Source organism: Clostridium sp. KNHs205, from assembly GCF_000702945.1.
Classification (GTDB): Bacteria; Bacillota; Clostridia; order Lachnospirales; family Lachnospiraceae; genus Anaerocolumna.
On the sequence record NZ_JNLE01000003.1, the window covers coordinates 4,133,574 to 4,152,979 of the forward strand.

Here is a 19,406-nt window from a genome sequence, read left to right on the forward strand (position 1 = left end):
AATTTTTAAGATTCCTGAATTCATGTTAAATACAGAAATAATTGCATAAATATTGTAAGGTTTTTCCTCACCTACGTCAATCCGATGGGAAAATTAGCGTAAAACAGGCTTCATCATGTTGCATGACGTTCCATCAAATGGTATACTCTATTTATTAAACTGCAAATTAAATAAAATCAGAACTTAAAGAACTCTATATTTAATAGCAGTAGTTATCTAAATAAGGTTACAATTGAAGGAGAAAAAGAATGGCTCTGGACGGATTTGTCATTGCCAGTGTTGTTTCCGAATTAAAAGAGAAGCTGATTGACGGAAGAATCAGTAAGATATCTCAACCGGAAAAAGACGAACTGGTATTAACCATAAAAAAACAAAAAGACAATTATAAACTGTATCTATCTGCAAATGCAAGCCTTCCTCTGGTGTATTTGACAGAGGAAACAAAGCAGAACCCCATGGTAGCACCTGGCTTTTGCATGCTTTTAAGAAAACACTTAAATAGTGCCAGGATTCTGGATATTACGCAGCCGGGACTGGAACGTATCATTCGTATTAAAATCGAGCATTTAAATGAACTGGGTGATTTATGTGTTAAATACCTTATTATAGAGATTATGGGCAAACACAGCAATATCATCTTCTGCGATGCTGAAGATATTATAGTAGACAGTATTAAACGTATTTCTCATATGGTCAGTTCTGTAAGAGAAGTTCTTCCCGGAAGACCCTATGTGGTACCCAGAACCGGTGATAAGCATGAGCCAAAAGAACTTAGTTATGAAGACTGGAAAGCAAATGTCTTATCCAAACCCCTGCCCCTGGAGAAAGCTATTTATACAGAACTTACAGGTTTCAGCCCCTTAATGGCCGCTGAGCTGATTCATCGTGCTTCTTTAGATTCTGCACCACCTGCAAATACCTTATCAGAGGAAGCCGGTTTACATCTGTACAAGAATTTTGAACGTCTGATAGAGGACCTGAAGGAAGAAAACTTTGCTCCAAACATTGTATATAAGGACAAAGAGCCGGTTGAATTCTCCTGCTTTTTACTTAGCTGTTATAAAGACTTTGAAACCCTGGAAGAGACTTCTATCTCTAAGGTATTGGAGCATTTTTATTCCTCCAAGAATACCGTATCCCGCATCCGTCAGAAATCCACACATCTTCGGAAAATCATATCAAATGCCATGGAGCGTACCGCTAAAAAATATGATTTACAGTTAAAGCAGTTAAAAGATACTGATAAAAGAGATAAATACCGCATTTATGGTGAGCTGATCAATACCTATGGTTATCAGGTAGAACCCGGCTCCAAATCCTTTCAGGCATTGAATTACTATACCAATGAAGAGATTACGATTCCTCTGGACGATACACTGACAACCACGGAAAATGCCAAAAAATATTTTGAAAAATATAATAAGTTAAAAAGAACCTATGATGCTCTCACATCATTGCTGGAGGAAACCAAATCCGACTTGGAACATTTGGACTCCATAAAGACTTCTCTAGATATAGCACTTGCAGAAGACGATCTGGCTGCTCTGAAAGAAGAGCTTGTGGAATTCGGCTATATGAAACGTAAATTTGTGAAAGCTCCCGGCAGTAAAAACGGCGGCAGAGTTAAAACCGCTAAGAAAGTTAATAGCAAGCCCTTTCATTATGTTTCTTCTGACGGATTTCATATGTATGTAGGTAAAAACAATTACCAGAACGATGAACTGACCTTCAAATTTGCAACTGGCGGTGACTGGTGGTTCCATTCCAAGAAAATCCCCGGCTCCCACGTGGTTGTAAAGACAGGGGGTGCCGAGCTTCCTGACCGTACTTATGAAGAGGCCGCAAGGCTTGCAGCCTATTATTCCAAAGGCAGGGACAATGACAAAGTGGAAATTGACTACACTGAAAAGAAAAATGTAAAGAAACCGGGAGGTGCCAAACCAGGATTTGTTGTGTATTATACCAACTATTCCATGGTAGTAACACCGGGTATCGACGGACTGAAAGAATTAGATTAAAGGAACAACCTATCACAATTAAGGAGGCATCTTATGATTAGAGCAGACTACCACGTTCATTCGGATTTTTCCAGTGATTCCGAAGCACCTATGGAATCCGTAATTGATAGAGCAATTGAACTTGGCCTGGAGAGAATCTGTTTTACAGACCACATGGACTATGATTTCCCCATGACCTCAACCTATACCTTTGTCTTTGAACCTTTCAGTTACTTTAGAAAGCTCTGTGAATTACAGGAACAATACCAGGGAAAAATAAAGATACTAAAAGGAATTGAACTTGGGCTTCAACCCCATCTGGGCGAAGATTATCAAAAACTGATCGACAGCCACCCTTTTGATTTTATACTTGGTTCTACTCATCTGGTCCAGAAAGTAGATCCTTATCTTCCCGTTTATTGGGAGACTCACAAGAAAGAAGAAGGAATCAGATTATATTTTGAGGAGATAACTGAAAATCTCAGAAATTATAAAGGTTTTCTCATTAACGGTCATCTGGATTATATGATACGATATGCTCCCGGTACCAATGAAGATTTCACCTACAAGAAATATTCCGATACTATTGACACAATGCTCAGAACTATAATTGAAAGCGGTAAAGGTATCGAGATAAATACTTCCGGTTTCAAATATCAGTTAACAGTCCCTCATCCGCATACTGATATCATAAAAAGATATAAGGAACTTGGGGGAGAGTTAATTACCATAGGTTCCGATGCCCATAAACCTGAGCATCTTGCATATGATTTTAACAAAGCAGAGGAGCTTTTGTTGGAGTTAGGGTTCCGATATTATTCTGTATTTGAAGAACAAAAGCCAATACTTCTGCCACTTGGAAAATAAACTAACCTTACAATACTAATACCCTTATATAATTGCAAATAAGATACACTGGAATACGGGTATGATACAAAGAATATCATACCCGTTCAGTTTTTCGATGACCCGATATATTTAATTCAGTATTATCCTAAGCAAGCTAAGATCGGTTACTCAGCATTTCAAATACCCTGTCCCTTATACTCTCGTCAAAAAATCCCATCCCCGTATCACCGTCCTGATTCTCTGATCCTTTATAATAATAGGTCACAGTGTACAACGTCAAAAAGTGCATGGTACTGCTTAGCGAACCATAAGTGGTTGAGGTCTTTTCTTCAGTTTCCGCCCTTATTTGAGCAACATCGGCTAGTCGCACCAGGATAACCAACGGACTACTCCCCCATAAACAAGCATAGTTACGGGAAAGAATGAAACGTGCAGGTGTTTTATTGGAATTAGGCCCCAGCAGTTCATAATCCAAAATATTTTCAGAATATTTCACCGCTTCAAGCATCTCTCTTCCGAGTTGTTCCTGCTCTGTCTCTGACATATTTAATAGCTTAACAGCCTTTTTCATATTTCTGCTCATCCTGTTGGTACTTAATCCTGGTAAGAGGAGTAATAAGAATATAATACTTATGAAAACTCCGAAACCAAGTCCTGTCATACCAGCTTGTATAAGCTCTTCTCCCTTATCACCATCTATAGCCGACATAATAACTCCAAACACTATGAAAAATAGCAATACGATTGGAATGACCTTGCAGATGGTTCCTATAAACAACTTCTTTCGATAAGCCCCCAGCCAGTTCTTTCCTGTTTTGACCCACATTCCATAAATTTCCAAAATTAATCCTCCCGTAAATAGTAGTTTGCTATTTAATTTAAACAACTTTAAAAAATTGTCTCTGTCTCAAGCAATATTTTACAGGTATTATTTCGGCACTTATTTCCAATTATTTAAGCTTAAATTCACTCTGTTGCTTATGCCGGTATAAGAAAAAAGCCCTGGAACACAAAGAATGTATCCCAGGGGTTTCTATTACTTTTTATGCTCTGACAATGGTTCCGCCGCCAAGAACATAATCACCATCATAAAATACCACAGCTTGTCCGGGTGTTACTGCTCTTTGCGGTTCAGCAAATACACATTCCACCAGATCTTCACCGGTCTTTCGTATGGTTGCCTTGGTACCTTTATGGTTATATCGTATCTTTACGTCTACTTCCATCTCATCCTGCAAATCTTCTATGGACATAAAATTCAGATTGTTTGCATACAGCTTTTCAGAAAATACTTCCTCACCGGTACCGATAACTACTTCATTGCTCTGAGGACGGATGTCCACAACAAATACCGGGTAACCAAGGGCGAGGTTCAAGCCTTTTCTCTGTCCAATGGTATAATGGATAATACCTTTATGTTTACCGATAACCTTACCGTCAGTGGTAACAAAATTACCGGGCTTTGAATCTTCTCCGGTGTACTCCTCAATAAATTTTGCATAGTCCTTATCCGGTATAAAGCAGATTTCCTGGCTGTCAGGCTTTGAAGCTATTCTTAAATTAATCTTCTTAGCCATCTCCCTGATCTCATCTTTATGAAAATTTCCCACCGGCATCAGGGTATGGGATAATTGATGCTGGGTCAGATTATATAAAGCGTAAGTCTGGTCTTTTTCCGCAGTAACAGATTTACACAAGGTATATCTGCCGTTTTCTAACTGTACTACCTTGGCATAATGCCCTGTTGCTATATAGTCAGCGCCGATATCAAGGGATCTTTTCAAGAGTGACTCCCACTTCACATAACGGTTGCAGGCAATACAAGGATTGGGTGTGTTTCCTTCCTTATACTCTTTTACAAAATAATCCATAACAGCGCATTTAAACTCATTTTTGAAATTCATGACATAGTAGGGAATATCCAAAGCAAAGGCTACTCTTCTTGCATCATCAACGGCACTTAAGCCACAACAGCCACCGCTTTCTTCCTGGGCTGAGATATCCTCATCCTGCCAGATCTGCATGGTAACACCAATTACATCATAACCGGCTTCCTTCAGCAGATAAGCAGCTACAGAGGAATCTACCCCTCCGGACATCCCGACTACTACTTTTTTCTTGTCCAAAATAACCCTCCTAGTACTCTTCCGTGTGTTCCTCTTCACCGATATCGGATTTCGGTTTTTCCAGACCTTCTATCACAATGCCATTCTTCTCTGCATAGTCCCAAAGAGCTGCGTGAATAGCCTCTTCTGCTAACAGTGAACAGTGAACCTTAACCGGCGGAAGCCCGTCAAGTGCATCCATAACCGCTTTGTTTGTTATCTTTAGTGCTTCCTGAATATCTTTTCCTTTAACCAGTTCTGTTGCCATGCTGCTGGTAGCAACTGCAGCTCCGCATCCAAATGTCTTGAATTTAACATCCTGAATAATTTTATTTTCGTCAATATCCAGATAGATACGCATAATATCACCGCATTTTGCATTTCCTACGGTACCTACTCCGCTTGCATTGTCAATTTCTCCGACATTTCTGGGATTGGTGAAATGATCCATAACTTTTTCACTATACATTTTAATCCTCCGTTATTTCCTGTTTCTCTTATTGTTGTTAATATATGTCATCCAGGAATTCTTTTATCATCATTTTCTATTGTTTTAATTATTCATCCGCAATCCTGACTGATTACTTATCTTGCCATACTTTTAAGAAAATCTTCGTATAACGGTGACATAGAGCGCAGCTTTGCTACAATTTCCTTAATTGTATCAACAACGTAATCCATCTCTTCAGTTGTGTTATCTTCACAAAGAGTCAGACGTAAGGAACCATGGGCAATTTCATGAGGCAGCCCGATAGCCAATAGAACATGGGAAGGATCCAGTGAACCAGAGGTACAGGCAGAGCCGCTGGAAGCACAAATATTCTGCATATCAAGCATGATTAAGAGAGATTCGCCTTCGATAAATTGGAAAGCAAAATTTGCATTGTTGGGAAGTCTGTTTGTCTTATGTCCGTTAAGTCTTACATAAGGCACCTCTTTTAACACTCTTCCAATCAGATAATCCCTTAATTCAATTTCTTTCTTCTGACGTTCTTCTAATGTATTCATAGCAATTTCTACTGCTTTACCAAAACCTACGATACCAGGTACATTTTCTGTTCCTGCACGTCTTTGTCTCTCCTGGGCACCGCCGTGAACAAAGGATCTTAATTTAAGACCTTTCTTAATATATAAGAAGCCAATTCCCTTAGGTCCGTTCAATTTATGTCCGCTGGCGCTGAGCATATCAATATTTAAAGCTTTCACGTCCAGCTCCAACTGGCCGAAAGCCTGCACCGCATCTGTATGGAAAAGTACATTGTTCTCTTTTGCTAGCTCACCGATTTCTTTAATCGGCTGAATCGTTCCGATTTCATTATTAGCAGCCATAATTGATATCAATATGGTTGTTGGCCTGATAGCTTTTTTTAATTCCTCCAGCTTAATAACACCGTCTTCATCTACATCCAGGTAAGTCACTTCAAAACCCTTCTTTTCAAGGGCTTCACAGGTATGAAGAATTGCATGGTGTTCAATTTTAGAGGTTATGATATGGTTTCCTTTATCTCCATAAGCTTCTGCTGTGGCTTTAATAGCCCAGTTGTCTGCTTCCGTTCCGCCGGCAGTAAAGTATATTTCATTGCTTTCCGCATTAAGAGCTTTTGATATGATAGTTCTTGCTTCATCCACAGCCTTTTTGTTCTGTGTAGCAAATTCATAAACACTGGAAGGATTACCGAAATACTCCGTAAAATAGGGCAGCATAGCCTCTACTACAGCAGGACGGGTTTTCGTTGTCGCTGCATTATCCAAATAAATCTTTTTTTCCATCTGATTTTCTCCTATTGATATCTTTATTGCCCGCATATAGGCTTTATACGTGGTTCCTTGCCTTCTATAGCTGTGTCATCTGCTATACGCCTGCCCTCATCGATTAATTCAGAGAGGAGCATAGTATCCACCGTATTGTTTATACTATCACTAATACGCATCCAGACATATTTTGTTACACATAAATTCGCTCCGACACAGGAGTTATTACTGCCTTCAAGCTCTGCACAATCCACAGGATTTAAGTCGCCTTCCAAGGCTCTCAGAATATCTCCTACCGAGATTTCCTCCGGTTTCTTAGCAAGAATATAGCCACCCTGAGCACCCCGGATACTGTTGACGATACCTGCCTTTTTCAGCTTGGCAATCAACTGTTCCAGATAGCTGATGGAGATACCCTGTCTTTCCGCAACGGAACTTAAAGCAACTGCTTCTTTTTCGCCGTTCAGAGCCAGATCGACCACCGCTCTCAGCCCATATCTTCCTTTCGTAGATAATTTCATTGAACCACCTCTCTAATTAACAGCCAAATCCCTACTATTTTATTTCCGAGTAAAATAGTGTACATTAAAAATATCATAGCATTGGAGATAGCAAAAGTCAATATTCTATTTTCTATTCTTTCTGCCTGTATTACTGAATATATTAATATGAATTAAACAAGTTAAAGGTTATTCATTTATGACAAAAAACAAAAGTAGTCTGATTAAAGGTACCCTTGTTCTTACTTTTGCCAGCTTTCTAACCCGAATTGTGGGTTTTTTCTACCGTATTTTTCTGTCCAACGCCATGGGTGCCGAAGCACTTGGAGTATACCAGCTGGTTTTCCCTATTTACGGTATATGCTTCACAATATTTGCTTCCGGAATTCAGACTGCCATATCCACTCTGGTTGCCAATGAACTTGGTAAGCAAAGATACCCCGGAATAATGAAAATACTGCGAAGAGGCGGGGTGATATCCGTAGGCCTGGCACTTATCCTTTCCTTTTTAACATATCGTTATGCATCCTTTCTGGCAATACATATCCTAAGAGAAGAAAGCACTGCCTCCTCACTTCGAATACTGGCTATCAGCTTTCCTTTCTGTGCTATAACCTCCTGTATCAATGGGTATTATTACGGTCTGAAAAAAGCGGCAATTCCAGCCGTCACCCAGCTGCTGGAGCAGCTTGTCAGAGTATGCGCCGTATATTTCATCGCCGCTTCAGCCGGAGGTGGTGATCTTAAGGTAACCTGTGACCTTGCAGTTCTTGGAATCGTATTCGGTGAAATTGCTTCACAGCTCTACAATGTAGGCTCCATGTTCCTTGGCAAGACTTCAAGAAATATCAGGCATCTCTCCTCCTCTTTTGAAGAGATGGCCAAAGGCGGAAATGATTATATGAAGACAAAAGGAGATGGACTTACTACCAGCCTTGTTAAAATGAGCGTCCCTCTGACTGCCAACCGCCTTCTTTTAAGTATTCTCCATAGCATGGAGGCAATATTGATTCCCTCCATGCTGAAAAAATATGGATTAAGTAATGAAGAAGCCTTAAGTATCTTTGGAATTTTAAACGGAATGTCTGTCCCCTTTATTCTCTTTCCTTCAGCCATTACCAATTCCTTATCGGTATTGCTGCTGCCGACTATATCAGAAGCTCAGTCCTCCGGTAATGATACGCTTATTAAGAGAACCTCTTCCATCACCATCAAATACAGCCTGCTGATCGGCATTATGAGTACTGCCGTATTCATAACTTTCGGTAAAGAGTTAGGGACCCTGGTATATCACAACACAACAGCGGGTAATTTCCTGGTGATTCTTGCCTGGCTGTGTCCCTTCCTATATATAACCACAACTCTTACCAGCATCATCAACGGACTCGGACGGGTAAGCCTTACCTTTGCCGGCTCAGTCATTGGACTTGTGGTACGGATAATCATTATAATTTTTGCAGTACCTGTTCAGGGTATTAACGGATATCTTATCAGTCTGCTTGTAAGTCAGCTGGTTATGACCCTTATCGGAACCTTTCTTGTAATAAAATACATCCGTCCTCCCTTTCAGGCAACGGATGTTATTGCAAAACCCGGTATAATTATTGCTTTGTGCAGTTATCTGACCTATCAGTTCTACCTGCGTTTACCAGCCGCCAGTCAAAGCCTTAAGTCCGTACTGCTGCTATGTATCCTTATGACCTGCGCCAGCCTGCTTCTTATGTATCTTGCTAATGTTATCAAATCAGAAGATTTTCAATAACTATATTTACATAAATTACTATAGGATATGTATATGACTTTACTGTGTAAAGGACTTTACTATGTAACTGACTTTACTATGTAACTGACTTTAGCTATGTATATTACTTTAACTATGTATATTACTTTAGCTATATATATGACTTATGCTATATATATGACTTTATTATATAACTGACTTTAGTTTGCAAATGACATTGGTATGTAAATGACATTAGCTATGTAAATAGCTTATAACTGCCCTTGCCCTCATCCTTTACGGTATATAGAGCTTTATCGGCACAATGGATTAACTCTGTATAAGTGGTGCCATCTTCCGGATACATCGATATTCCGATACTTCCTGATACCGTGACCTCCTGCCCATCTACCACATATACCGAGCTGAGGGCTTGCAGCAGATTCTTTGCCTTAACAATTACACTATCTTTATTAGATATGTTTCCTATGAAGACCAGAAATTCATCTCCGCCAATACGCCCGATAATATCTCCGGCGAATATCCTCTTAATTTTATCAATAAGGAATACCAGAATATTATCTCCGGCCAGATGACCGTAATTGTCATTAACATGCTTAAAATCATCAATATCTATCATCATAAGTATGTGTTTCTGATTGTTCTTTCTTTTCAGAAAATCCTCAATCATTTCTTTGGTTGTAATTTTATTATACACTCCCGTTAGTAAATCTCGTTTGGCTTTATATTCAAGCTTTTGAAGCTCTTTTTTATGCAGATCGATATTTACCACCTTACCAATAACACTTACTGCTTCTTTCTTATCATCATAAATGGTTTTGCCTCTGATGTGGCACCATATATATTCACTGCCGGCATTCTTAATCCGGAACTCCGCTTCCATCATCTCCTTACCGCTGGGCAATAGACGGGCAAACATCTTTAGATCCTGGTAATCCTCAGGATGAACCATCTCTGACTTATAGCTGTCAACCTCTGTAAAGTTCTCAATAACAGGGCTCCTTCCATATACCTCTTTGTACTTGTCCGCAAATACCATAAGGTCCTTGTCCACTTTGTATTCAAACAATATATCATTGGATATTTCTGCGGCAATACGATATCTTTCCTCTTCCATTATAAGCTTGTTCTGTATCTCCTTTAGACCGGTTACATCAACAAATACAGCCGAGAGAGTTTTTTTCCCATCCTTATCCAATATAAAATTACCGTTTAGAAGAACATTTATTATATTTCTGTTTTCAGTGAATATTCGTATTTCCGTTTGTATATAGGAACCGTGACAGAACCTGTCTATAAGTTCAGTGATCTTCTGCTGATCTTCTTCATGTACAAAACTTATAAAGCAATTGTTATACTTTTTCACCACTTCAGTTTTCTGATAACCTATTATTTGATAGAACTTTGTATTAGCATATGTAATCTGATACCCCTGCTCCAGAATAAAATTAATAAAGCCTGCATGGACACTGTTGGTTATATGTGCAATCTCAGCAGTGGATTGCCTGATTCTGCCGTAACAGATAAGACTGCCTGCAAAGCTTACAACAAGGGAGAACAATAACAGAAAGTAAAGAAATAAAAGCCCTGACGCCTTTAAAGAGGCATACAGCTCCTCCATATCTTTTACAGCAATGATAATTGCCATAACAAGCCCAGATAATAATGCTATCCCAAGTGATATCCCTATGGTATTGCTTAATTTCGGTATCCCTTTTTGGAGTACATTATCACTATTCAGATTTTTCATACTTCTATACCTCCGTTATAAGCTAAATGAAACCCGTTTCTTTTTAGTAAGCAATTTAGTATTATAAATAGCTTACAGTAAGCCAGTATCTAATAAACGGAATTCCCTTGCAGTTCAAGGCATATTTTATCTTTGCAAAATCACAAACCACCCGTACAATAAATTAAACGCAAAAAAAGCCCGTATTTATAACGAGCTTAGACCGCAAAATATCATATTTAGTGCAACTGGCTGTCATATCTGCTAACAGATTTAGACCCTAAGCTTTGCGTCCCTATCTTTCGATAAGTTTGCCCTTATAAAATATAGGCTAATTGTACTATATTTCACAATTTTTTGCAATTCAAATTATATACCAAAATACACCATAATTCTGCTGTTATTATATAATTAATAGCAAACGAAAGTTTAGCCAACCGGAAAGGTACAATTTCTTTTAAATGACTCAGTATTCTCTTCAAAAGTCAATATTTTCCGTTATACTGGTATGTTCAGTAATTGAATTAAGAATTTTTTCGACTTTTTAAGAAGTTTTTCTACAAAAACATTTGGTAGTATCTTTTACTGCTTATCAATCTCTGTATTAGTGATCTGCATCAGAAAGGTTTGAACCACCTGTAGTTGTAATATGCTGTCAAGAGCACCTTTTATATACCAGGCATTTACCGGTTCTTTTTGATTGGATGACGGATGACTGTCTTTCGTTTCTCAGGAGCACATTTACGAAAATCACTTAAGTAAATCTCATGATGATACCTTGTATCCGTTATATCATTCAGATATCCTTCAGCCTTAATGAATTCATCCATCACTTCAACCGTTGCCGGTTCATCATCGAATGCCCCCACATGCATACATTGTACACATAAACCCTCGTCATACTGCAGGAACTCAACTTTAGAAAAGTCTTCTTTTTTCTTTCTTGCAGCTTCCTTTAATGCCCATTCAAAGTCCTCTTTCCCAATAAACTCCGGAAGACGAATAACTGAAATCCACTGAAATCTATCTTTTTGGGTATAGTCCATTCCCTTTATGCCCTCCAGCCACCAAAATCCCTCCAGAGGCGGTACCACATATTCAAAAAACCCCTGAATTTTATAGCTTGTCTTATAACTCATTTTCAGGGTATACGCAATTCCATATAAAAGATTAATAGCTCTCTTATACTCTCCCTCTTCTGCATTGGGATCACCGCTTCCTCTGACTGCAAGAAAGTTCATAGGCGGAATTTCAATAATTTCCGGTTTCTTAGAGGGCAGATAAAATTCTTTATATTCTTTTTTGTAATCAAATGCCATACTGCAACACCTCGTTTTTGTTTCATTATAAACCCTTACATAATGTCAGAGTCAAGAGCTTTCTCTCTTATTTTATTGGCGTTAGCCTTAATAAAATAGAAAAGCTGAGCTGAATCCTTTGCCAGTCTGTCCTCCTCTACAGAAAGAAAGTAACCTGTAAATAAAATTTCAATACATTCCATAACTGTGCTGAGATATACTTTTTCTGCCGTTTCTAAAGGCATTGACTCTTCATACCCATTTATTACCCATTTAACCAGACTAAACCAATTTTCTCTATCCGCTCCATAGTTCTTTTCGTCACAAAGAAGCCCTGAAAGAAAATATGCAATATCAAATATACGGATATTCTTCTGACTAAGGTCAAAATCTATATATCCGGTAAATTCACCCTGTTCAAACAAGAAGTTACCAAAGTGTACATCCCTGTGAATCAGCTGTTTTGGTAACTCTTCATATACAGCCGCCAGGGTATTGACCGTTTCCTGATAGTCTTTTTTCCCAATATATTTCCAGTCGCTTTTACATAAGTTTTCCGGTATCCAACCTTTCATTTCTGAAAAAAGGCTGTTATCCCAAAAATCTATATGTGCTTCTAATTCCCGTAGGGCAGCATGAAGTTTTCCGATTACTTTCCCCATCCGGCCGTATATCTGCTCAGGCTCTTCCCTTAAGTTTAGAATGCTACCTGGCAGTTTCCGTGTCATAAGGTAATAAACACTCTCTCTTTCCAGATACATATCCCCCTCTATTACAGGAACAATTTCTGCTACAGGCATTCCAATATCCTTTAAAGCTTCCAACAATACAATACTGCGTTTTAATTCTTCCCGCTTTTCGTATATCTTAAGGATATACTCATCTGTAATATCCCAGGAATTGTTACTTATCCATGCAGGCATCCCATCAATTTTCCAATTTGGCAATAGTTCTTTCATTTCAGTACTTGTCATTTTACTTACCTGCTCTCTTGTAATTTAGCATCATGAAGAGGTTAAGCATCATTTCTGATACCATCGCCTCTATCTTGATACTATTTTATCACAAGGCAGGCAAAGGATAACGCTAATCTATTATTCTAAAAATAGTTAAGGTATTATAATAGTTCGATTACTGCTTTTATTCTTCGTACACCTGCCGAAGAAGCTTCTTCCTTTATGATACGAAATGCTTTAAGCTCAGAAGTCCTGCCGGCATGGGGTCCTCCGCATATTTCCTTGGAATAGTCTGGTATGGTATATACTTTTACCATATCACCATATTTATTTTCAAATAATCCTATTGCTCCCTCCTGAAAGGCTTCGTTTAAAGGCATTTCCACACAGCTTACAGGAATATCCCTTGATATTGCTTCATTTACAACCTCTGTTATTGCTCTCAGCTCCTCTTCTGTGAGTTTTCTATGGAAGGAAAAATCAAATCTTAATCTCTTATCTGTAATATTACTGCCTCTGCTTGTTACTTCACTTCCAAGTACCCTTCGAAGGGCACCGTATAACAAATGGGTTGCTGTATGCAGCCTGGCGGTTACTTCGCTTTGTTCAGACAACCCACCCTTAAATCTTCCCGCAGCTCCTTGCCTTGATTTCTCCTGATGTTTCTGGAATTTCTCCTGAAAAGCTTCCATATCAACCAGGATTCCTTTTTCGTTGGCTAGTTCTGCAGTAAACTCTATGGGAAATCCAAAGGTATCGTATAATCGAAATGCCACCTCTCCGCTTAATACTTTATTATCTGCTGCTTCTGCGAAATACTTCTCAGCCATCTTAAGTCCTGTATCCAGGGTCTTGTAAAAGATATTGTACTCTCTCTCAAGCTGTTCCAGAATAAACAATTTATTTTGCTGCAGCTCTTCATAAACATCTCCGTACTGATCTATGATTATCTCTGCCAGTTCATTAAGGATATTCCTTTCTACCTTCGCCTGTTTTAGCAATCGTATAATCCGTCTTATTAGTCTTCTGACAATATAACCTTGTTCTGTATTAGAGGGCTTTATTTTCCTTGAATCTCCTAATATAAAAGTTACAGTTCGTATATGCTCACAGACTACTTTCAGGTTCCTGTCAGACATTTCTCCCTTCTCCTGCCGCAGAAGCTCTTCTAACTTCAATATTACAGGTATAAAAAGCTCTGTTTCGTAGACATGCCTGCAACCGTTAAGCACTGTCAGCACTCTTTCAAGCCCCATACCCGTATCAACATTTTTCTGCTGTAATTCCTCAAAAGTACCATCAGCTTTCTTATTGTATTGCATAAACACATTATTCCAGAGCTCCACGTATTTTCCACAGGAGCAGCTGGGTCCGCAGGAGGGTGAACAGGCAGGCACTCCCATATCATAGAAGATTTCCGTATCCGGTCCGCAAGGCCCTGTCTCACCAACCGGTCCCCACCAGTTTTCTTCTCTGCCATAGTAAAATATCTGCTCTTTCTTAAGCCCTTTTCTGATCCATGTACTTGCAGCTTCCTGGTCCTTTGGCACCTGTTCATCCCCTTCATAAACTGTAACAGCCAGTCTGTCTGATGGTATATGAAGTGACTTGGTAAGAAAATCATAACTCATAGAGATGGATTCATCTTTAGAATAATCTCCAAGGGACCAGTTTCCAAGCATTTCAAAAAATGTCAGATGGGTATCATCTCCTACCTCATCTATATCTCCGGTTCTTACACATTTCTGTACATTAACAAGCCTTTTACCCGACGGGTGTTTTTCTCCTAAAAGGTAAGGTACCAAAGGGTGCATTCCCGCTGTGGTAAATAACACGGTAGGATCATTATCCGGCAGAAGTGAAGCTGACGCTATCTCTTTATGCCCCCTTTCTAAAAAAAATCTGATATACAGTCTTCGTAACTCACTTGCAGTCATAGCGTATCTCCTTTCTTGGAATTAAGTCCTTAAAAACAAAAAAGCCCTAAGCTGATAAAAATCAGCTTAGGGCGAACTATTCAGTCCGTGTTACCACCTAAATTCAGGGTTATTCTGCACTCATCAGTACGGGATATGTATTAATATTATATCCGATACTTTTTCCTTATAACGGTGGAATTCCGTTGAAGTCTACTGCGGATTAAGCATAATCCCTTCGGTTCACAGCTCCGAGACTGCTTCTACTTCATGTCTGTAAGGATTCGCACCAGCCACCCTCTCTCTGAAACATAAATGAAATATACTATTTCTCTTCTCAGCCTTTTGTTTTTAAGTTGAATGTATATTACCATACTCCAGATAAAGTGTCAAATAAAATTTACCGTATTATCATGGACTCCATTGTCCGTTCTGATAACAACTTTGTTTTTCCCGGTTCGTTTCGCTTCATATAGGCTTTCATCTGCAATACCGATTATCCTGTTATAATCATAATCACCACCATTTACAAGACAGACGCCGAAGCTGCAGGTAAAATGAAGCTCCTTATCTTCGTAAGAAAATTCCGCTTCTTCAATCTGCCTTCTGAAATCCTCTGTTATCTTAATCACCTGCTCTTCTGTTACATGATATAAAAGGATAATAAATTCATCCCCTCCATACCTTGCTATCCAGTCCGAGGAAGCTCTGATAGAATCCTTAAAGATAGAGGAAAGCTGCTTTAAGATACTGTCACCGGCAGGATGTCCCTGGGTATCATTTATCTGCTTAAATCTGTCCACATCTACGATTATAACAGCCAGTGAATCTGAATCTGCTTTTGCTCTTTCTAAATCAAGGGGGAGCTGTTCCTCCAAAAATCTTCGGTTATATATTTCTGTTACCTGGTCCTCAATGATTTTTGAATTCAGATTTTTAATGTACCCGGATAATTCCTGGTACTCGTCAGCTTTCTCATTAATAAACATTCCCTGATCCGTAACATCCTTTAACATCTCTATAATATAATGTTTGTTATTAAGCTCAACAGGATAAGTCTGTATAAGAAACAGCCTTTCCTCCTTCATCTCAAGCTTAAATGCGTATTTATTCGTCTTTAACGTTCTCCTGGACAAACAGTTGGCACACTGTCTTCCCTTCTTCCAGAAATCATAACAGTGCCCTTCCACAAACTGATATTCAGCTTCTTCTTTCTGTTTCACATAAGATTTCCTATTAATAGGGTCAATAATCCTGATAAACGTATACATATCATGAAAAATCGATAGTCTTTCAATAATTTCATCAAGAATTTCCTTCATCAAACACCTCGGTCCCTTTCTTTCCCTCATGATAGAGCTCTGTGAAAAGCAAAAACCAACCCTAATAACAGTTGTCATTAAGATTGGTTCTTCAGTCAAGCCAAGTTAAGCTCATTCTCACTTGTCCAACTACCATTACAATATTTATACTACATAATACCGCATAAAACAAGCCTAATCTTCTTAATTCGCGCTATTTTCCAGGTTTTACAGAATTGGACGTCTCCTGCGTTTTTAACTTCTTTTCCTAAGCGGATTAACTCCGGAGGCAACCAGTCCGCCATCACAAAGAATATCAACACCTGTCAGATAACCGGCCTCCGGGCTGACACAGTAAACAAAGAGGCTGGCAATTTCCTCCGGTTGTCCGATTCGTTTAATGGCACAGTACTTTGTATAAGCGTCAGCCTCCTCTTTTTCCAGTTCACCCATGGGAGTCTCGAAATTTCCTGGAGATACCGATAGAACTCTTGCTCCCTTCTGTCCGAATCTTGCAGCGTCCTGCTTTGCAAACCAGATGACAAAATGTTTGGAAATTCCATAGGCAACACCCGCTCTTACCTTCTTGGGAAATAAATTTACCCATTTCATAATCTTTTTCATAAACAGAACAGGATCTTTCACGCTGTATTTATACAAGCCGACAGGCATGATAATTTTCGGTGTCAGATAGGCTGACATGGAGGAAACATCAATAATGCAGGAACCCTGTTTCATTACTTTATAGAAAGCATTATTTATATTAATAGTCCCCTGTGCATTTACCTCCATTATCTGTTTCGCCTCCCCCATATGAGGAGACATTCCGGCAGCATGGATAACGGCTGTAACCTCCCCTTTTTCCTTTGCATAACAGGCTAACTTCTCAACACTATGAACCTCTGCCACATCACAGGCAAAAGCTTCTGCTTCTATTCCTTCCCCCGTTAGCTCTTGTACTGCGCTTTCCAATTTTTTTAAACTTCTTCCGCTGATTATTATAAAATGATCTTTTCCAATTAATTTGGCTGCAGCAAGTCCCATTCCGCTGCCTCCACCTGTAATAACACAAATTTTCTTCATTCTTACCTCTCCTTCAGCTGCCATGAGCAATAAAATGTATAAAAGAAACTAATCTTTCTTTCACTAAGACTAATGTTCACTGGCACCCATAACTTTGTTTATCATTTTCATAGCCAGAGAGGAATTCAATTTATATAACCCATTCATTAGCTTGCAGTCTTTACCGATATAGGCACGTAGTTTCTGTCTCTCCATAGCCCTGATGATAAGCTCAGCTGCCTTTGCCGGTGTTAAGACCATCTTGGATTTACTGCTTTCGCTTGATACATTATAAGATATATTAGAATTCTTCTTGATATCAGTAGCAATACCACCGGGAATTACAACGGACACTTTGACCTTTGTATCAACCAGCTCTGAGGATAAGCCTTCCGTCAGAAGCTTTACAGCAGCTTTTGACGCACCATATATGCTTTGACCCGGTACCGGCAGGAAGCCTCCCATACTGGATACATTAACTATATGTGCTTCCGGCCGCTTTAGCAGGTGGGGTAAAAAAGCCTTTACCATATATAATGTCCCATAAAAGTTTATATTCAGGACCCTTTCAATACGGTCCATTTCCAGCTCATTTAAGTAGATGAAGGGTTGAATAATTCCTGCATTGTTGATAATTCCATCTACCTTACCATGGTCCTTTATTACATTTTCTGCAAATGCAAATACAGCCTCTTTATCAGATATATCAACCACATAAGTAAATAATCTTTTACTCTCGCTTCCTGCAAGCTTAACGGTCTCCTTTAAAGCTGCCTCATTTATATCAACGGCATAAACGGCTGCCCCCTTCTTAAGAAGCTGTAAAACCAATTCCCTTCCTACTCCATTTCCTCCACCGGTTACCACAATACTCTTTCCTTGTGCTCTCATGCTCATACTCCTCTATTTATATTTGTTTTAACTTATTTACTTTAATTACTGACAGAATAAAATCCAGAATGACAGCTTTACTACTACTTTTTCTAATTTCTTTTCTGCTTTTTCATTTCTTCTCGGAGGGCCTGCTCTTCCTTAAGTCTCTCTTTTGCCTCCTCAATGGATTCATCCTCTCTTGTAAGATAATTATCCACGAATCTGTCTGACATTTTATGAAAGCCACCAACGATACCCTCTTCAATTTTTTTATATCCTTCAACTACACCGCTTTCGATCTTTTTGTATCGTTGACTACGTTTTCTTCAATTTTCTTATTCCCTTGGATCAGCTTTGATTTAGCCATAATCTATAATCTCCTTATTTTTCATATTCTGAATTCTTCCTGATGTTGTTAAAAGTATACGAAAGGATTGTTTCTGTTTTGCTTCTGTTTTGTTTGAATAATATTAATTACTCCAGCAGCATATTTGCTCTTTCGCATACCGTATAGAGCTCCTCATATTTTTGAGTAATCTGAGGGTCTATTTTTTCAGTTTTCTTTCTTTTTATATTTCTGTATAAAAGGTAGGGTATAATCCATCCGATAAAACCAGGAATTGCAAAAATAACGCATGCTGCCACATTCTCTGCTGTTACAGCAAATACCGATCCCGTGATGAATCCTGTACCAATAATTCCTACCACAAAAGCTGTTGCTGCTGCTCTTCTGGTCTTTAAAGCTTCCAGATAAAGAATTTCTGTTACGTAAGTCTCAAACTGTCTCTGCAGTCTTGTCAGCTCCGCTTTATTTCTAATTTTTCTATCACGCTTAAACTTAAGGGTTACATACTCAGGCTTTCCTACCGGTACACTGTCTCCTTCCGAAATCCATCCAAAATCCCTGTAATTGTCCAAATAGACAGACTGCATGGTTTTCTTCACAGTAATTTCTTTGTATTCAAAACCTACAAAATTGTTTCTGTCCTTTATCTCTTCCTTCATGATTTATACCTCCGTTGTTTTTATTTATAATAGCTTTAACTTACCAGTCTTTTATTTCCGTAATGTTTGTGTACTGTTTTAGAATCATTAATTAGAGACATAAAATATATTGCTGTCCTGCTGCTTCTACCTGATAACCAAGAGTCTTTGCCTGCCAGACTCAGGCATTGTTACGCTTCAACAATAGTAGCAATCCTCCTTGAGCGTATCATATGCACCAGCCGGCAGGGCTTTATATGAAAGCATATCATAACCTTTCCTATTACCAGGAAGAATTTTCTCGCATAAATCGAGTAGGAGAAATTTCTCTTAACAGAGAAAT

At 38.8% G+C, this 19,406-nt stretch carries 17 protein-coding genes, 1 riboswitch and 1 other annotated feature; of the genes, 3 read left to right on the plus strand and 14 right to left on the minus strand.

Translation table 11 applies throughout. From position 1 onward, the window contains the following. Nucleotides 1-248: 248 nt before the first annotated feature. Together BR73_RS0117105 and BR73_RS0117110 are read left to right on the plus strand one after the other, a co-directional pair. On the plus strand, nt 249-2,018 hold the full coding sequence (locus tag BR73_RS0117105) for an NFACT RNA binding domain-containing protein (protein WP_033166533.1): 1,770 nt from the start codon (nt 249-251) through the stop codon (nt 2,016-2,018). A 33-nt stretch (nt 2,019-2,051) separates the two neighbouring features. Then, on the plus strand, nt 2,052-2,864 hold the full coding sequence (locus BR73_RS0117110; protein WP_033166534.1) for a histidinol-phosphatase HisJ family protein: 813 nt from the start codon (nt 2,052-2,054) through the stop codon (nt 2,862-2,864). Between the two features lie 136 nt (nt 2,865-3,000). Here BR73_RS0117110 and BR73_RS0117115 read toward each other — a convergent pair whose 3' ends face one another. The 5 genes from BR73_RS0117115 to BR73_RS0117135 form a co-directional block, all read right to left on the minus strand. Then, nucleotides 3,001-3,687 (minus strand): hypothetical protein, encoded by a 687-nt coding sequence (locus BR73_RS0117115; RefSeq protein WP_033166535.1) that lies wholly within the window; start codon nt 3,685-3,687, stop codon nt 3,001-3,003. 202 nt (nt 3,688-3,889) lie between these two features. After that, nucleotides 3,890-4,972: a tRNA 2-thiouridine(34) synthase MnmA gene (gene mnmA / locus BR73_RS0117120; protein ID WP_033166536.1), complete on the minus strand. Its 1,083-nt coding sequence runs from the start codon at nt 4,970-4,972 to the stop codon at nt 3,890-3,892. 10 nt (nt 4,973-4,982) lie between these two features. Next, complete coding sequence (gene nifU / locus BR73_RS0117125; RefSeq protein ID WP_033166537.1) at nt 4,983-5,420, minus strand: Fe-S cluster assembly scaffold protein NifU; 438 nt, start codon at nt 5,418-5,420, stop codon at nt 4,983-4,985. 116 nt (nt 5,421-5,536) lie between these two features. Next, entirely contained in the window at nt 5,537-6,721 is a 1,185-nt protein-coding gene (nifS, locus tag BR73_RS0117130; RefSeq protein ID WP_033167562.1) for a cysteine desulfurase NifS, read from the minus strand. 23 nt (nt 6,722-6,744) lie between these two features. Then, entirely contained in the window at nt 6,745-7,224 is a 480-nt protein-coding gene (locus BR73_RS0117135) for an RrF2 family transcriptional regulator (protein ID WP_033166538.1), read from the minus strand. 178 nt (nt 7,225-7,402) lie between these two features. Between BR73_RS0117135 and BR73_RS0117140 the strand changes: the two genes are divergently transcribed. Beyond that, nucleotides 7,403-8,965, plus strand: a complete 1,563-nt coding sequence (locus tag BR73_RS0117140) for a polysaccharide biosynthesis protein (RefSeq protein WP_033166539.1) — start codon at nt 7,403-7,405, stop codon at nt 8,963-8,965. A 217-nt stretch (nt 8,966-9,182) separates the two neighbouring features. Here BR73_RS0117140 and BR73_RS0117145 read toward each other — a convergent pair whose 3' ends face one another. From BR73_RS0117145 to BR73_RS0117185, 9 genes are all read right to left on the minus strand, one after another. Beyond that, nucleotides 9,183-10,694 carry a sensor domain-containing diguanylate cyclase gene (locus BR73_RS0117145; protein ID WP_033166540.1) on the minus strand — a complete coding sequence of 504 codons (1,512 nt, stop codon included), beginning with the start codon at nt 10,692-10,694 and terminating at the stop codon, nt 9,183-9,185. Nucleotides 10,695-10,913: 219 nt separating this feature from the next. Then, a riboswitch (cyclic di-GMP riboswitch) is annotated at nt 10,914-10,999 on the minus strand. Between the two features lie 357 nt (nt 11,000-11,356). Continuing rightward, complete coding sequence (locus BR73_RS0117150; RefSeq protein WP_033166541.1) at nt 11,357-11,992, minus strand: GyrI-like domain-containing protein; 636 nt, start codon at nt 11,990-11,992, stop codon at nt 11,357-11,359. A 35-nt stretch (nt 11,993-12,027) separates the two neighbouring features. Beyond that, a complete protein-coding gene (locus BR73_RS0117155; protein ID WP_033166542.1) occupies nt 12,028-12,945 on the minus strand; it encodes a phosphotransferase in 918 nt (305 codons plus the stop codon). Between the two features lie 143 nt (nt 12,946-13,088). After that, nucleotides 13,089-14,864 (minus strand): alanine--tRNA ligase, encoded by a 1,776-nt coding sequence (locus BR73_RS0117160; RefSeq protein WP_033166543.1) that lies wholly within the window; start codon nt 14,862-14,864, stop codon nt 13,089-13,091. Nucleotides 14,865-14,928: 64 nt separating this feature from the next. Then, nucleotides 14,929-15,191, minus strand: a binding site (T-box leader). A gap of 41 nt (nt 15,192-15,232) precedes the next feature. Beyond that, nucleotides 15,233-16,195, minus strand: a complete 963-nt coding sequence (locus tag BR73_RS0117165) for a GGDEF domain-containing protein (RefSeq protein WP_197032676.1) — start codon at nt 16,193-16,195, stop codon at nt 15,233-15,235. Nucleotides 16,196-16,399: 204 nt separating this feature from the next. Continuing rightward, nucleotides 16,400-17,227: an SDR family oxidoreductase gene (locus BR73_RS0117170; RefSeq protein ID WP_033166545.1), complete on the minus strand. Its 828-nt coding sequence runs from the start codon at nt 17,225-17,227 to the stop codon at nt 16,400-16,402. Between the two features lie 69 nt (nt 17,228-17,296). Then, nucleotides 17,297-18,097: an SDR family oxidoreductase gene (locus BR73_RS0117175; RefSeq protein ID WP_033166546.1), complete on the minus strand. Its 801-nt coding sequence runs from the start codon at nt 18,095-18,097 to the stop codon at nt 17,297-17,299. A gap of 92 nt (nt 18,098-18,189) precedes the next feature. Beyond that, a complete protein-coding gene (locus BR73_RS29650; RefSeq protein ID WP_278248531.1) occupies nt 18,190-18,312 on the minus strand; it encodes a hypothetical protein in 123 nt (40 codons plus the stop codon). Between the two features lie 241 nt (nt 18,313-18,553). After that, nucleotides 18,554-19,084, minus strand: coding sequence for a hypothetical protein (locus BR73_RS0117185; RefSeq protein WP_033166547.1), 531 nt, complete (start codon nt 19,082-19,084; stop codon nt 18,554-18,556). Between the last annotated feature and the right edge of the window lie 322 nt (nt 19,085-19,406).